Annotated in this window: 16 protein-coding genes; 12 read left to right on the forward strand and 4 right to left on the reverse strand. The window is 37.7% G+C overall.

What is annotated here, in order from left to right; genetic code table 11:
• The first annotated feature begins 654 nt into the window (after positions 1-654).
• The 7 genes from hemC (at position 655) to GQR44_RS16675 (ending at position 7,513) form a co-directional block, all read left to right on the forward strand.
• Complete coding sequence (gene hemC, locus GQR44_RS16650) at positions 655-1,584, forward strand: hydroxymethylbilane synthase (protein WP_166372822.1); 930 nt, start codon at positions 655-657, stop codon at positions 1,582-1,584.
• On the forward strand, positions 1,581-2,339 hold the full coding sequence (locus GQR44_RS16655) for a uroporphyrinogen-III synthase (protein WP_166372823.1): 759 nt from the start codon (positions 1,581-1,583) through the stop codon (positions 2,337-2,339). The genes hemC and GQR44_RS16655 overlap by 4 nt, the downstream gene beginning before the upstream one ends.
• Positions 2,340-2,357: 18 nt before the next feature.
• Positions 2,358-3,485 carry a uroporphyrinogen-III C-methyltransferase gene (locus tag GQR44_RS16660; protein ID WP_166372824.1) on the forward strand — a complete coding sequence of 376 codons (1,128 nt, stop codon included), beginning with the start codon at positions 2,358-2,360 and terminating at the stop codon, positions 3,483-3,485.
• Between the two features lie 5 nt (positions 3,486-3,490).
• Entirely contained in the window at positions 3,491-4,705 is a 1,215-nt protein-coding gene (locus GQR44_RS16665) for a heme biosynthesis HemY N-terminal domain-containing protein (protein ID WP_166372825.1), read from the forward strand.
• A gap of 132 nt (positions 4,706-4,837) precedes the next feature.
• Positions 4,838-5,116 (forward strand): hypothetical protein, encoded by a 279-nt coding sequence (locus GQR44_RS19905; protein WP_240923710.1) that lies wholly within the window; start codon positions 4,838-4,840, stop codon positions 5,114-5,116.
• An 87-nt stretch (positions 5,117-5,203) separates the two neighbouring features.
• Complete coding sequence (locus GQR44_RS19910) at positions 5,204-5,350, forward strand: hypothetical protein (RefSeq protein WP_240923711.1); 147 nt, start codon at positions 5,204-5,206, stop codon at positions 5,348-5,350.
• A gap of 81 nt (positions 5,351-5,431) precedes the next feature.
• A complete protein-coding gene (locus GQR44_RS16675; RefSeq protein WP_166372826.1) occupies positions 5,432-7,513 on the forward strand; it encodes a permease in 2,082 nt (693 codons plus the stop codon).
• 144 nt (positions 7,514-7,657) lie between these two features.
• Here GQR44_RS16675 and GQR44_RS16680 read toward each other — a convergent pair whose 3' ends face one another.
• The gene (locus tag GQR44_RS16680; protein ID WP_166372827.1) at positions 7,658-8,014 is read right to left on the reverse strand and encodes a glutathione S-transferase N-terminal domain-containing protein; all 357 of its coding nucleotides are present in this window, start codon (positions 8,012-8,014) and stop codon (positions 7,658-7,660) included.
• 102 nt (positions 8,015-8,116) lie between these two features.
• On the opposite strand from GQR44_RS16680, the gene GQR44_RS16685 reads away from it, so the two are divergent.
• From GQR44_RS16685 to GQR44_RS16705, 5 genes are all read left to right on the forward strand, one after another.
• A complete protein-coding gene (locus GQR44_RS16685; RefSeq protein ID WP_166372828.1) occupies positions 8,117-8,287 on the forward strand; it encodes a DUF1289 domain-containing protein in 171 nt (56 codons plus the stop codon).
• A gap of 46 nt (positions 8,288-8,333) precedes the next feature.
• A complete protein-coding gene (locus GQR44_RS16690) occupies positions 8,334-9,119 on the forward strand; it encodes a dTDP-glucose 4,6-dehydratase (protein WP_166372829.1) in 786 nt (261 codons plus the stop codon).
• Positions 9,120-9,376: 257 nt separating this feature from the next.
• A complete protein-coding gene (nirB, locus tag GQR44_RS16695) occupies positions 9,377-11,923 on the forward strand; it encodes a nitrite reductase large subunit NirB (protein WP_166372830.1) in 2,547 nt (848 codons plus the stop codon).
• The gene (nirD, locus tag GQR44_RS16700) at positions 11,923-12,249 is read left to right on the forward strand and encodes a nitrite reductase small subunit NirD (RefSeq protein ID WP_166372831.1); all 327 of its coding nucleotides are present in this window, start codon (positions 11,923-11,925) and stop codon (positions 12,247-12,249) included. The genes nirB and nirD overlap by 1 nt, the downstream gene beginning before the upstream one ends.
• 119 nt (positions 12,250-12,368) lie before the next feature.
• Positions 12,369-13,235: a formate/nitrite transporter family protein gene (locus tag GQR44_RS16705; RefSeq protein ID WP_166372832.1), complete on the forward strand. Its 867-nt coding sequence runs from the start codon at positions 12,369-12,371 to the stop codon at positions 13,233-13,235.
• A 621-nt stretch (positions 13,236-13,856) separates the two neighbouring features.
• Here GQR44_RS16705 and GQR44_RS16710 read toward each other — a convergent pair.
• From GQR44_RS16710 to gmk, 3 genes are all read right to left on the reverse strand, one after another.
• Positions 13,857-14,846, reverse strand: coding sequence for a calcium/sodium antiporter (locus tag GQR44_RS16710; protein ID WP_166372833.1), 990 nt, complete (start codon positions 14,844-14,846; stop codon positions 13,857-13,859).
• Between the two features lie 257 nt (positions 14,847-15,103).
• Entirely contained in the window at positions 15,104-15,379 is a 276-nt protein-coding gene (rpoZ, locus tag GQR44_RS16715) for a DNA-directed RNA polymerase subunit omega (protein ID WP_025563521.1), read from the reverse strand.
• Between the two features lie 86 nt (positions 15,380-15,465).
• Positions 15,466-16,092 (reverse strand): guanylate kinase, encoded by a 627-nt coding sequence (gene gmk, locus GQR44_RS16720; protein ID WP_028868172.1) that lies wholly within the window; start codon positions 16,090-16,092, stop codon positions 15,466-15,468.
• Between the last annotated feature and the right edge of the window lie 144 nt (positions 16,093-16,236).

Genomic DNA, 16,236 nt, shown 5'->3' on the forward strand with positions numbered 1-16,236 from the left:
TGGGGTCTCCCCATGCGAAAGTAGGTCATCGCCAAGCGCCTAATACGGAAAAACCCTGTAGACTCTGTCTACAGGGTTTTTTTCGTTTAGGGCCTTTGGTGGTGATGTCCTGCTGAGCAGGGGATAAATAAAGCGCCACGCAGTGGCTTCCTTCAGCGCGATAGATAGGGGCGAATGATGCGACAGCATCGTTTTATGAGCGGGCTAAGCTCTGCGTGCCCTGGTGATATCGCGACAACGATGGGTCATGAGCAATGTTCACCCATCGACAAGCTTGCATAGTATTTAGAACAATCCCTGTTGACTGACGTCAGCAGGGATTTTTTCGTTTAGGGCTTTTGGTGGCCAGTACTTTAAATTTTCAAACGTTTCGCGACGTTTTTCTATCGCCAACAGCTTAATCAGCGCTATTCCAATGATACGAATATTAACAATCTGTATACGCGTTCAGGAAAATCGCGATCAAATACCTATAAGTCTTAACATCAAAGAACATTGACCATTGGCTAAATGCCAGTATCAATTGCATTAATTAACTGAACAAGGCTAGAGAATTTATGCTTTAACTCGAACTTTGACGCATTATCAAATATTTCTCTGGATCATTGTTTTGTTTTTGATAGCATAAAAACTCCCTTTGTTAGAGAAAATATCATGTCCAAAAAAATTATCCGTATTGCAACTCGTCATAGTCCATTAGCAATGTGGCAGGCTAATTTTGTTAAAGCCGAATTATTGAAGCACCATCAAGATTTAACTGTTGAATTATTACCAATGAAAACAAAGGGCGATATCATTTTAGATACGCCATTAGCTAAAGTCGGTGGGAAAGGTTTATTTGTTAAAGAGTTAGAAGTCGCTATGCTTGAAAAGCGTGCTGATATTGCAGTGCATTCGATGAAAGATGTTCCTGTAGATTTTCCAGAAGGTTTGGGGTTAAGTACTATTTGTGAGCGTGAAGACCCACGTGATGCATTTGTTTCTAATAACTACAAACAATTATCTGATTTACCCGAAGGAGCTGTCGTTGGTACTTGTAGTCTAAGACGTCAATGTCAAATAAGTGAATTACGACCAGATATAAAAATTAAAGACTTACGAGGTAATGTCAACACTCGTTTGCGCAAGTTAGATGACGGTGAATATGATGCGATTATTCTTGCTGCCGCTGGTTTAATCCGTTTAGAGATGGCATCGCGCATTGCTAGTTATATAGAGCCAGAAGTTAGCTTGCCAGCTGTTGGCCAAGGTGCCGTTGGTATTGAATGTCGACTAGATGATGCAGACACCATTGCTTTACTTGCCCCATTAGAACATCGTGATACTCGTATTCGAGTGACTGCTGAGCGAGCAATGAATTTAGCACTTGAGGGTGGCTGCCAAGTCCCTATTGGTAGTTTTGCTTTGTTACAAGAAGATGACCAAGTGTTTTTACGTGGTTTAGTTGGGAGTGTTGATGGTAAGCATATTATTAGAAAAGAATTAATTGGTCATATTGATGATGCACATCAGTTAGGTGAGCAATTAGCACAGCAATTATTAGACGCAGGTGCAAAAGAAATTTTAAGTGAAGTTTATAAGTGAAACTTGCTCCACGACTATTAGTGACTCGTTTTGCGCCTCATGCACAGGAGTTGGTTGAACATTTAAGTCATGTTGATTGCTTTGCGATTGCTCAACCTCTATTAATGACAACACTATTAAAGGAGCGTCAGGCTCTCGATATGTTTTTAAGTGGTTATTATGACTTGGTGATTGTCGTCAGTGGTAATGCTGTTAAATATGCACAACAACAAATTAATGGTGACTGGCCAAGAGCAACTTATTTGGCTGTAGGTAAATCGACACAAATACAATTAAGCGAAGTGACTAAGCAAGATGTTATGTGTCCTTTAACAAGATTTGATAGTGAAGGTTTATTAGAGCTTGCAGCACTACAATCAATTAAAAATAAGCATGTTTTAATCTTACGCGGTGAAGGCGGAAGAGACTTATTAGAAAATGCATTGATTGAACGTGGCGCAAAAGTAGATTTCTTACAAACATATAAACGTGTCAAGATTGTCTTGGATGGTCACGAATTAGCTAATAATTGGCAACAAGCCTCTATAAATGGTGTTATTATCAGTAGCGTAGAGATCTTAAATCAATTATTTGCTTTGGTACCAATGAATGATAAAAATTGGTTATGTGGTTTGGTTTTTTATGTTCCAAGCCAACGAGTCGCTAAGGAAGCTACTTTGTTAGGGGTGAAAGATGTTGTTCTCTTACCAAGTTTACGTACCGAGCAGCTAGTAGAATTTTTCAAAGCAGATGATGGCAACTGTATAGCCCATTAGTTTTTAAATAGGAAAGTTATGACTGATACTAATACTGAAAATCAAAATATATCGGCGACTGTTGAGCCTGAAGTTGTCAATGATAAACCCAAAAAGTCTTCTCGACTTGTTGCGATCCTCGTTGTTATTTCTATTTTACTGTCTTTATTTATCATTGTATTCGGTTGGTATCTCTATAAGAACAACTCAGTGAATAACAATATATACAAAGAAAAAATTGAAGTGTTAGCTAGTCAATTAGCAGAGCAAGTGGAACAGCAAGAGAAGCAATTCCAACAAAGCAAATCATTAAATAACAGCTTTAAAACACAAGTTGAACAATTAAATATTCAGTTGTTAGATGCACAAAATAAAAGCAAATTGTTTAGTTCGGACATGCAAGCGTTGCAACGTAATATGGCGGAAACGAATATTCGTCATCCAAGTGATTGGATTTTGTCTGAAGTGGAATACTTGATCAATTTAGCTGGGCGAAAATTATGGCTAGAGCATGATTTGACTACTGCTACATCTTTATTGAGTGCTGCTGATCAACGTATTGTTGAAATGGGTGATCCAAGCCTGAATCCATTACGACGTGCGGTACTTGAAGATATTAATATGCTGGAAGCTTTACCTCAACGCGATCCTGATAGTGTTGTATTAGCTTTATCAAGTTTAGAGCGACGTATTGACCAACTTGTAATGGTTGGTTTGGATATGCCTGAAGTAAATAAAGCAACAGATGGTGCTGTATCTTCAGATATCGCTGATTGGGAGCAAAATATTAACAAGTCTTGGGATGATTTTGTTGCTAGTTTTATCGTTATATCTCATCGAGATAAACCCGTTGAAGCTTTATTAGCGCCTGAGCAAGCTTGGTATTTACAAGAAAATTTAAGAAACCATCTTGCTAAAGCTGAGTTCGCAGTTTATAGAGAGCAGCAAGACATTTACGATTTGTCCATGACAAATGCAATGAAGCTAATCGAGCTTTATTATGATATGGAAGATAAAGGAACTGAACAATTCCACACTTCGATCAAAAGACTTAGTAAGCAAAAAGTTGCTATTACTTACCCAGATCAATTCAAAAGTGCGCCGTTGCTTTCTCGTATTCTTAAACAACGCATTAGCAAGTCATTTACTATTGAAAGTGCGGAGTAATTATTATGATACGAGTTTTAATTATTGTTCTTATCTTATTAGCCGCATTAATCTTTGCGCCTGAAATAAGTGCCTACAAAGGTTATATTTTAATTTCATTTGATAGCTATACCACCTATGAAACAACAATAATCAATGCAGCACTTATTGCGGTTATTTTTTACTTTTTATTACTTTTTGTAGAATGGGTATTACGTAAATTACTGTCTATGAGTAGTGTTACTCGTGGGTGGTTTGGGCAGCGTAAAACACGTAAAGCACAGAGAAATAGTTTATTAGGTATGCTTGCTTTGTTAGAAGGAAATACCAAACAAGCTCAAAAATTATTATCTAAATCTGCCTCTCGAAGTGAAGCTCCTGCATTGACTTATATTGCAGCAGCTCGAGCATCGCATAAAAATGGTGACTTTAACCAGCGTGATGATTATCTGCAATCAGCTAATCATCACCCTGGTTGTAAACTAGCTGTTGGACTTGTTTGGGCTGAGTTACAACTTGATGCACAGCAATATGAAAATGCATCTGCAACATTAAACGAGTTAAATCAAAATTTTCCTAAAAATAAGCAAGTTTTACAACATTATATGACGCTATATCCAGCGCTTAATCAATGGCAAGAGTTGATCACATTAATTAATGCTCAACGAAAATTAACAGGCTTAAATGATCAACAGTTTGCTGAGTTAGAGCTTCATGCACATCAACAATTATTTAAACAATTAGCACAGGAAAGTGGTCAGCTGCTTAATGATTATTGGCATAAAGATGTTGCTCGTTGGATGCGTAAAGAATTGAGCTATCAGGAAGCGATGCTAGCCGCATTAGTTGAACATGATCGAGGAAAAGTCGCGCAAGAATTTTTGTTAGATAAATTACACCGTCAATTCTCATTGCCACTATTACCTTATTTACAAAAAATACAAGTAACCGATTATTATCCTATTATTATGTTTCTAGAGAAGCAGCTAAAGAAATCAGCACATGTCGATTATATCCATCAGGCTTTAGCGCACTTAAAACTGAAAGAAGGTCAGAATGAAGCTGCTATTGAACATTTGACTGAAAGTCTTAAAACGCTACCCAATATTGCTGATTATAAATTACTGGCTTCGCTATTAGAGCAAGAAGGTAAGCAGGAGCAAGCTAACCTTTGTTATCGAGAAGGGCTAACCTTTGCTGCTAAACCAACCTCTACAAATTTAATACATATCGATAGCTGATAGGTCATAATTTCGTCATTATTAGCGAGTATATTTTAAAAGTAAGTTTCGGCTTACTTTTTTTATTTTTGCTTTTTATAGTAATTATTTTAATAAGCTTAATCACTATATTTGATATTAGTAGGTAGTTTAATGAGTTTACACCCCATCTTTCCTCTTAGTGTTGAACACAGTAATGCTAAGTTGTTATTAACTCCATGCCCCGGCACTAAAGAACTTCCATTGAAATCCGCTTTACAGGCTTTAAAAGAATATGGTGCTAATGCGGTGATCACCTTGATGACTGAAAAAGAGTTACAAGCACTGGTATTAAATGATGTTGGCATAGCAGTCAAATCCTTAGGTATGTCATGGTTTCATTTACCGATCTGTGATGATCAAACCCCAGATAAAGATTTTAGTACCTTGTGAGAAACTGCTGGTCCAGCTATCCATCGCCTATTAGAAAATGAAAAGAGTATTGCGATCCATTGTAAAGGAGGCTCGGGGCGGACGGGTATGATCGCCGCTCAAATATTACTAGAGCGAGGAGAGGTACTTCATAAAGTGGTGAAGAAAATTCAAGTATTAAGACCTAATGCTTTGAATCTAGCGGAGCAGCGTGAATATATTGAATCAATCGAAATTAGATTAGCAAAACAATAAAAATTGTTTTTATTACGCTATTTTTATAGCGAGTTATTTCTGGCTGTTATAGTATAACATCTTTTGCTAGCTGGTTTTTTTATGTTACTCACTCTAAGCATTTTGGCCTTATTTTTAGGTCCTGTCACTTATCGTCTATTACAACGTCAACCTGGTTGGTTAGATTTATTGGATGCTTTCATTTTTGTGAGTATTTCAGGGTTAGTACTCTTCCACATTTTGCCTGAGCTGCTTTTTGAAGGAGGCTTATTAGTTTTAGTACTAACCAGTCTCGGTTTGTTAATGCCTTCGTTAATCGAGAAGTACTTTCATAAAGCCGCCAATAAAGCACACAACACAACCTTACTGCTTGGTGTCTTAGGATTAGTATTGCATGCCAGTATTGATGGTGCCGTATTATTAGTAGATCAAGCCGATCACACTGGCTGGTTATTAGCATTGGGAGTATTACTGCATCGTTTTCCTGTAGGGTTAACTATCTGGTGGTTATTACGCCCTCAATATGGTGTTATTTTACCCTTTGTAGTGTTGATTAGTATGGCGACTGCGACTCTAGTTGGAGCGTCCTATGCTGAATTCTCAATGGCACAGTTAGACGGACAATATTTAGCTTGGTTCCAAGCCTTTGTTATGGGCTCTATTATGCATGTTGTAGTACATAGACCTTATTTACATCACCATAAAAAGCATCAAACAGGCGACCTGAAAGAACATAAGTATGCCGCTGGTATTGGTAGTTTTATTGGCTTAGTTGTCCTAGGGTTTGTATTGCTACCGCATTGGTTGGGCTATATTCAGCACAATCATGATCATGGAGTAGAAACAAACTCTATGACTGAGTTGCATATGGAACATGCAGGACATGCACATGATGAATTAGTGGATGAACATGCAGGTCATGCACATGATGAATTAGACGATGAACATGCAGGACATGCACATGATGAATTAGTGGATGAACATGCAGGTCATGCACATGATGAATTAGACGATGAACATGCAGGACATGCACATGATGAATTAGTGGATGAGCATGTAGGCCATGAACACGATGAATTATTGGATGAACATGCAGGGCATCAACATGATGCTGAAAATGAGGTTAGCCACCAACAACATAATACAGCGTTAACATTAGTAAATTTCACTAAGTTAGCTTTATATAGCGCGCCTATGCTGCTACTCGCTTATCTTTTAAGTGGCTTAATGCATTACTTTAAACCGACCTTAAACGTATTACCAACACTGCATAATAAAGCCTACTTTAAAGATGCGATCAAAGGTGTTGTTTATGGTTTACCACTACCTATTTGCTCTCCGGCGGCAAGTAAAATGCATCAGCAATTATTAGGTTTGGGTGCGAATCAAACCTTTGCGACTGCTTTCTTAATTGCAACGCCAATTATTGGCTTTGATGCGATTTTAATTTCTATTCCATTATTAGGCGAACAGCTAGTTTTATTACGCATTGTTTTTGCAGTGGTATTTGCTACTGTCATTGCATGGTTATTAGGGCGTCATTTTAAAAATCCAATTTCAGCTGTTGTCGCACAAAAGTGTGAAGGCGGAAAACCTACTTCTCGCTTTATCACTGCGATTAAGCAGGGTTATCAACATCAATTAGATCATACTGCACCTTGGGTTATATTCGGCTGGGCTTTAGCTGCAACCTTATCTGCAACACCCGCATGGGCATTCTTTGAACAAGCATTATGGTTGCAAGTATTAGTAATGGTAGTCATCGCATTTCCTTTTGCATTATGTGCAACTGGAATGACACCCGTTATTGCGGTGATGTTAATTGCAGGTTTATCTCCTGGTGCCGCGATTGCTTGTTTATTGATTGGGCCGAGCATTAGTTTAGATTTGTTGAAACAGTTGCGATTACAACAGGGGTATTTTGCCGCTTTTGCTTTTGCAATGGTGATGTTAGTAGGGGCTTTCTTAATAGGATTATCGTTAAACCAATATATAGATGCCTTTCCTCTGCCATGGTTAGCTGAGTTAGATTCAGATTTTTCTTGGTGGCATATACTAAGCTTAACAGTTATTTTGGTGTTGTACTTTGCTTCATTATTACGCAGAGGTGCGCGCGCTTTTATTGCGGAGTTATTGCCTAAGAGTTTATTAGAACACCGCCATGATCACGGGCATCATCATTAATATACCCATTACCAATCAGATGTGAAAATTATCAAACCATTATCTGAATAAGCTGAAAGTATAAAAATGAAGATATGACGGGTTAAAGCGATACTTTAAATAAATATTAACAACCTCTTTTAACGCATTAAAAGAGGTTGTTTACTAGGCAAACCTGTTATCTAAATAAGCAATGATATCTGAAGATTCATACATCCAAGTGACTTTGTTGCCTTCTTCAATACGTAAACAAGGTACTTTAACCTTACCACCTTGCTCTGCGAGTTGTTGTTGATTATCTGTTTGCTTTGCATCGACAAGTTGAATATTGAGCGCATTACGGCGCATTGCTCGACGTACTTTGACGCAAAAAGGACAAGCTTGAAATTGATATAATTGTAAGCTTTGTGTTTCTTGGTCAACGGTTTGTTGTTGCTCCAGTGTACGCTTTCGTTTTTTCGGTGCAAAAATGAAATTCAACGTTAAAATTAAACGACCTAATAGCCAGCGAATTATTTTCATTTAGTTCTCTTTGTTATTAAACTGATAAGACAAAATTGTAACTGATCCGTACGCTACAGAAAAGAAATGTTAAAGCGACATATGATCAATTAAGGAAAAAAGATGCAAACTCCCGCTTCTCCCTGTGTTAGTAACTGCTGTTTAAATGAGAAAGATATTTGTACAGGATGCTTTCGTAGTTTATCTGAAATTAAAGAATGGTCTCAAGCTTCAGCTGTGCGTAAAGAAAGTATTATTATTAGTACTAAGCAACGTCGTGCACAACCACTTTAATGCAACCTTTGTTTTTATGTTTACAGCTTATTAATAAGGAAAAAATGTGAATAATACAACAAGTACTATCAGTATTTTAGGTAGCGGCTGGCTAGGTTTACCATTGGCTAAAAGCTTGCAACAAGATGGCCAACAGATCCGCTTATCCACGCGATCATTAGAGAAAGCCAAACAGTTAAGCGAGCAAAACTTAAAATCATATGTTGTTGATATTGAAAAAGAGTTAACTAACGTACCTGATTTTTTGCAAGCAGACACATTAATTATTAATATTACTAGTAAACAACTCAGTGGCTATCAGGCTTTATTGACTGAAATAGAAAATAGCCCTATTCAACATGTGTTGTTTATTAGCTCCACCTCTGTTTATGGTAATGATCAAGGCTTATGTAAAGAGAGTGACTCGTTAACTCAAGAAACAAACTTACGGTGTATTGAGAAGTTATTCACTGACAGTCCTAATTTTGAGTGTTCGGTGATCCGTTTTGCTGGCTTAATTGGCCCAAAGCGTCACCCAGGACGTTTCTTTACAAACGGTAAAAGCATTAAAGATGGCCATGCTAAGGTTAACCTTATTCATCAGCTAGATTGTATTAAACTGATTAAAACGGTAATAAAGCAAGGTGCTTGGGGTGAGATTTTTAACGGTTGTGCAGATAACCATCCCAGTAAAAGTGCCTATTATTCTACAATGGCAAAATCATTGGGTTATCCTGAACCAAGTTGTCAATTTTCTGATAACGCTGTTAGTAAAGTTGTATGTAATGAAAAAGTTAAAGCGCAGTTAAACTATCAATTTATCTTTCCAGATATTTATAAAGTCACCTGTTAGCTTCCTATTGTTAATAACCTTAGCCATGGCATGATCATGGCTAATTGTTTAATTCCCTCCTCATTCACTATAAAAATACGACAAAAGCCACAATAACCTTAAAATAATAATGGTTTTTGTTGATTTTTGTAAAAAAATTACTTTTAAATTTTCATTTTTAACACTTATGCAACTTCTCTTGATATCTATCAAGTTCCATTTATGAAGTTAGGTTATCTTTCACTGGAATTTAGTTTTAGCTGGTGAATGAGGAAATTATGAGTAAACAAAAATTAGTAATTATTGGTAACGGAATGGTTGGTCACCGTTTTATTGAAGACTTTGTTGAAAAGGCTGATCTTGAAAAATTTTCTATTACAGCTTTTTGTGAAGAACCACGCGTTGCCTATGATCGCGTGCATTTATCTTCTTACTTTTCTCATCATACAGCCGAAGAACTTTCTTTAGTGAAAGAAGGTTTCTACGAAAAACATAATATTGAAGTTTTAATTGGTGAACGCGCTTTAACCATTGATCGTCAGAAAAAAATAGTCCTTTCTCAAACTGGGCGTGAAGTTGCTTACGATAAATTAGTAATGGCAACGGGCTCTTACCCTTGGGTACCTACGATTAAAGGTAATGAAAGCCAAGATTGTTTTGTTTATCGTACCATTGAAGATCTAAATGCCATTGAAGCAACTGCAAAACGTAGTAAAAGCGGTGTTGTTGTCGGTGGTGGTTTATTAGGTTTAGAAGCTGCAGGTGCATTAAAAGCACTTGGCGTAGAAACGCATGTTATCGAATTTGCGCCTGTACTGATGGCTGAGCAACTCGATCAACAAGGCGGACAGATGTTACGCCAGAAAATCGAAAGTATTGGCGTTAATGTCCATACGGGCAAAAATACGCAGGAGATTATTGCATCGGGTGAAACGGCGCGTAACACGCTAAAATTTGCCGATGGCACTTCATTAGAAGTTGATTTTATAGTTTTCTCAACGGGTATTCGTCCACAGGATAGACTTTCTAGACAATGTGGTTTTGAAATTGGACCGCGCGGCGGGATAGCTATCAATAACCAGTGTATGACTTCTGATCCGGATGTTTATGCTATTGGTGAATGTGCTTCTTGGAATGACAAATTCTTTGGGTTAGTAGCGCCAGGTTACAATATGGCAAAAGTCGCTGTAGATAATATTCTTGGTCGCGAAAATGAATTCGAAGGCGCTGATATGAGCGCGAAACTAAAATTACTAGGTGTAGATGTAGGTAGTATTGGTGACGCAAATGGACGTACTCCAAACTGTAAAAGCTATGTTTACGTTGATGAAAACGCATCGGTTTATAAACGCATTATTGTTTCTGAAGATGGCAAATCATTATTAGGTGCAGTACTGGTTGGCGATACAGAAAGCTATAGTGATTTACTGCAATACAAACTTAATGGAATTGAGCTACCGAAACACCCTGACACGTTGATTTTACCTGCTCATGCAGGTGGTGAAAAAGTATCACTGGGTGTTGATTCATTACCTGATACAGCACAAATTTGTTCATGTTTTGATGTTAAGAAAAGTGATATTGCTGATGCAGTTGCAGCGGGTCACCACACGCTTGATGCAATAAAAATGGAAACCAGTGCAGGTACAGGTTGTGGTGGCTGTATTCCTTTAGTTACTCAACTATTAAACTCTGAATTGTCGAAACTCGGTGTGGAAGTTAATGATTATGTTTGTGAACATTTTGCTTATTCTCGTCAAGAGTTATTCCACCTGATCCGCGTTGAAGGCATTAAAACATTCTCTGAGTTATTATCAAAATACGGTAGCGGTTACGGCTGTGAAATCTGTAAACCAACGGTAGGATCTATTCTTGCGTCTTGTTGGAGTGAGTATATTCTTTCTAGCGATAATAATGGTCTGCATGATACCCATGATATTTTCCTCGGTAATATGCAAAAAGATGGTACGTATTCTGTTATCCCACGTATGCCCGGTGGTGAAGTAACGCCTAAAGCTTTGTCTGCTTTGGCAAGTGTGGCGGATCAGTATGAGCTTTATACTAAAGTAACAGGCGCACAACGTATTGCTTTATTCGGTGCGCATAAAGGTGATTTACCTGATATTTGGTCGCAATTAATTGCAGCTGGTTTTGAAACGGGGCAAGCCTATGCCAAAGCACTACGCATGGTTAAAAGCTGTGTGGGTAATACTTGGTGTCGTTTTGGTGTGCAGGACAGCATCGGTCTCGGTGTTGAACTGGAAAACCGTTATAAAGGCTTACGTATGCCGCATAAAATGAAATTTGGTGTATCAGGTTGTACACGAGAGTGTTCAGAAGCACAGGGGAAAGATGTTGGTTTTATCGCAACCGATAGTGGTTGGAATATGTACGTGTGTGGTAATGGTGGTATGAAGCCGCGCCACGGAGATCTATTCGCCACTGACCTTGATAAAGAAACAATGCTTAAATACCTAGACCGTTTTGTCATGTTCTATGTACGTACTGCAGATAAAGCAACACGTACTTCAGTTTGGTTAGAGAACCTAGATGGCGGTATAGATTATCTGAAAAAAGTGATTATCGATAATAAACTAGGTATTAATGATCAACTTGAAATGGATATGGCTGCAGCAATTGGTCGCTATAAGTGTGAGTGGACAGAAACACTCTCTGATAATAATCAATTAAAACGTTTTGCGCATTTTATTAACAGTGATTTACACGATGAAAATGTTGTATTTACGCCGATACGCGATCAAAAACGTCCTGCATTCATTGAAGAAAAAGCCCCAACATACAAAATCAATTTGGAGGAAGTGTAATGAGTAAATGGATCCCAGTTTGTGCGTTTAACGACATCTATATAGGAACCGGTGTTTGTGCATTAATTGAAGGTAAGCAAATTGCCATATTTCGTCCAAGCGAAAAAGAACAGGTCTTTGCCATTGATAATATGGACCCATTTTCTCGCTCAAATGTATTATCTCGCGGCATTGTATGCGAGCACAAAGAGCAGTTGTGGGTTGCTTCTCCACTTAAAAAACAACGTTTTAATCTAGCTGATGGATCATGTTTAGAAAATGAAGATGTCTCCGTCGCAACTTATAAAACGCGTGTTAAAGAAGGCAACATAGAAGTTCAGCTTTAAAGATTAAATAGCTTAAATGCTTCTTACTTATGGACGTGATGATCGTTATTCATAAGGTAAGTAGGGAGCCTTTCACTATTCAATTTTAACTTTAAACTTTAACCTATAGGGACAATATTATGTCTTACATTAAACCTACTGACTTCGTACAAACGATGATCGACGCTGGCGAAGCTAAAACAAAAACAAGCACTGGTGATCTGCTTTTACGTGGCACCATGGCAGGCATTATTTTGTCACTTGCCGTTGTTGTTGCTATCACAGCTATTGTACAAACAGGCGTTGGTCTTGTTGGTGCACTTGTCTTTCCTGTTGGCTTTTGTATTTTAAGCCTGATGGGGTTTGACTTAGTAACAGGTGCTTTTGGTTTAGCGCCGTTGGCTAAATTTGATAACCGCCCTGGAGTTTCATGGGCGAGTATTTTTCGTTGTTGGGGACTGATTGGATTAGGTAATTTAATTGGTTCATTAATAGTGGCTTACTTGGTTGCTATTTCATTAACGATGAATTTTTCAATTGACCCTAATGCTGTGGCACAGAAATTTATCGCAGTCTCAACAGCACGTACCGTTGGTTTTGAAAACCTAGGCATGGATGGCTGGATAACTTGTTTTGTACGCGCTATTTTTTGTAACCTGATGGTCTGTTTAGGTGTTATTGGTGGTATGACTTCACGCTCTGTTGCAGGTAAAGTGGTCGCGATGTGGTTACCTATCTTTATCTTCTTCGCGTTAGTATTTGAACATACAGTGGTAAACATGTTCCTTTTCCCTCTCGGTATGATTTTAGGTGCTGATTTTGGTATTGCAACATGGTTAAACTTTAACTTGATCCCTACCATTTTGGGTAACATTGTAGGTGGAGTAGTCTTTGCAACTATCCCACTTTATTTAACACATAGAAAAAATACAGCACCAGTAAATGTTGCATCTGAAGTGAAGGCAAAAAATGAAGCTTTTTCAGAAGAAGTATTAAACGCAAAATAAAACTTAATTTTTATTTCGGAATAAAGAGCCTAGTATTAACACGCTGGGCTTTTTTATACCTGCTACCTAAATGATAGCAGCCCTTATAAACACCAGATCAATATTGCTGATTAAAATTAATGAAAACTTCTTTGTTCTCAATCCCAATAGCTAACTATTACTCAATCAAACGCCTTGCCCTCATTGATTTTTTCTTCGCAATTTTTGGCCATTTAATTAAGTGGAATGGTATGAATAATAAAAATGCACCACAATCGGGTTGAGTCATTATTAGCTATACACCGCAATTATTGATTGAGGGATTCAAAATGGGCTTAGCAAGTTTTACACGGCTAGACCCTGTAAATAATGTTGGCTGCTATTTTGGGAAGATCATTCTGATTTATACATCTCGACGCCAGAACACTTGGACTTATTGGCTTATTAATAGAAGGGTGGGTACTTTTTGCAGCTTGGCGCTGCTTAGTCATTATGTACTTCAATGTTGAATCGGCTAAGTACTTTATTAACCATGGACAATTTTATTGTCATTTTTGGCTTTTACTTTTTAAAGCAAAAAAGGCGCTAAAATATATCTTTAGCGCTTTTAAATTTTAATTTTTTGTTTGAATTAAATTAACACTAAACAACCGTTTCAATTAGCTCAGTGTATAACCAAAACATATAGCCGATATAACCGGCTAATAATAAACCACCTTCAACGCGCGCTAAAACGCCAGTAGTTCCTCTACGCCAAGCAATAGAGAATATCAGTAAGGCGATCGTTAAACCTAACATCACTGGATAGTCTCGGGTTAATACTGCGCTATCAAATGTGCCAGGACGAATAAGCCCTGGTAATGCCATTACACCGAGTATATTGAAGATATTAGACCCAATAATATTACCCAGTGCGAGATCATATTCTTTTTTACGCGCAGCTGTGATGGTTGCAGCCAATTCAGGCAAACTGGTTCCAATGGCAACGATCGTTAAGCCAATAATTAAATCACTGACTTGGTAATACTCTGCAATCTCAACGGCTCCCCAAACTAAAATGCGTGAAGATGCAATCAAAATAAGGATGCCTATCAGCAACCATTTAATGGCTTCTCCTTTACTAACTTGTTCAGGTAATTCCTCTAATATTTCCTGTGAGAGGGCATCATCAGGTTGATTTTTAGCTTCCCAAATAGTGAAAGCTAACATCAATAACATTAGTGTTAGCAATAATAAACCATTCGCAAAACTGAGTTCCATATCCCAGAGAATAAAATAGCTTAAGCCAATAATAGCGAGCAAGATTGGCATTTCACGTTGCAGCAGTTTTGAGTGAATTTGCAATGGATAAAGCATTGCAGTGATCCCTAACATTAAACCAATATTAGTGATATTAGAACCGATAGCATTACCAATTGATAAACCGGTATTGCCATCAGCGGCTGCCATTGCAGAGACTAGCATCTCAGGGGCAGAGGTGCCTAAGCCAACAATAACAACACCGACTATGAGAGGAGAGATAGAAAAGCTGCGTGCAGTATTAGACGCGCCTAAGACAAACTTATCAGCACTCCATATAAGCAACACAAAACCAATAATAATAGCGAGAGCGGGGAGTAATAAAGTAAACAAAATTTTTTCCTGATTATACTAATTACATCAATTAGAATAATTAAGTGAATTATTTCGCGGGTTAAAATCAGGTATTTTTTATTGTAAGTTCGTTAAAGGAAATAACATTTACATCAATCTATGCTTCAACCTAATTCATTTCCAGCAGTAAATTTAAGCCACCTATTTAATACAATCGATAGTATTTTTTTAGCCATAAAAAAACGCTGAACATTTACATGATCAGCGCTTCTTCATTTTATAAGGTCAGTTAGTATTTAACCACGACCTTCAGCAATTGCAGCAACAGCAGCTAATTCAGCAGCTTGTTTTTCATGTCTTTCTTGACGATCTTGAATATCCATTAACTCATTAGTAATTAAGTTTTCTTCAATTTCACGTAAAGCAATCACGGTTGGTTTGTCATTCTCTGGATCAACTAAAGGTGTTTTACCTCCAGTAGCAAGCTGACGAGCTCGGCGAGAAGCCATTAAGATTAGATCAAAACGGTTGCCTACTACATTTACTGCATCTTCAACGGTTACTCGTGCCATTGTTGAACTCCAAAAGTTAATTACATAAAAAAGGGCGGTTATTATATGTGCAAAATAGGAATTGATCCAGCACCTTAGTATAGAGTTTATACTTCTAATAACTCTTTGATGGTTTTACTGTGTTTTATCGCTTGTTTTTCTTGCTCATTACGCAGTGCGCGTACAATAGCAGAAAACTCACGTATAGCTGTATCAAAATCGTCATTGACGATTAAATAATCATATTCATTATAGTGTGACATTTCTGATTGTGCTTTTTCCATACGCTGTGCAATCACTTCTGCACTATCTTGGCCACGCTTGTTCAAACGTGCTTCTAACTCAGCGCGGCTTGGAGGTAAGATGAAAATACCTTTAGCGTTTGGCATTACTTGATGTACCTGCCGAGCACCTTGCCAATCAATATCTAGCATGATGTCGATGCCTTGTTGCAAGGACTCTTCAATGGTGATGCGAGAGGTTCCGTAATAATTACCAAACACTTCAGCCCATTCAAAAAATGCATTTTCAGAAATTAACTGTTCAAACTCTGCTTTACTAACAAAATGGTAATGCTCGCCATCTACTTCACCTGGACGCGGCAAACGTGTGGTATGTGAAATTGATACTTGAGCAGGGTGATCGCTGTTTTCTGCTAATAAAGCCTTAATAAGGCTAGATTTCCCTGCGCCACTTGGGGCAGATACAATAAAAAGAGTGCCAACTTGGGACATAAATAAATTTCCTGAAGCTATATTTTTATAAATGGATGCTAGATTGGTGGATTTTTGAGCACCTGAAATTTTGTAAGCGCGGATTATCGCCTATTTTGTTCATGAAGTCTGTTTATTGATCGATTATTTTTTAAATAATAACCT

This window comes from Psychromonas sp. SA13A, from assembly GCF_011378715.1.
Classification (GTDB): Bacteria; Pseudomonadota; Gammaproteobacteria; order Enterobacterales; family Psychromonadaceae; genus Psychromonas.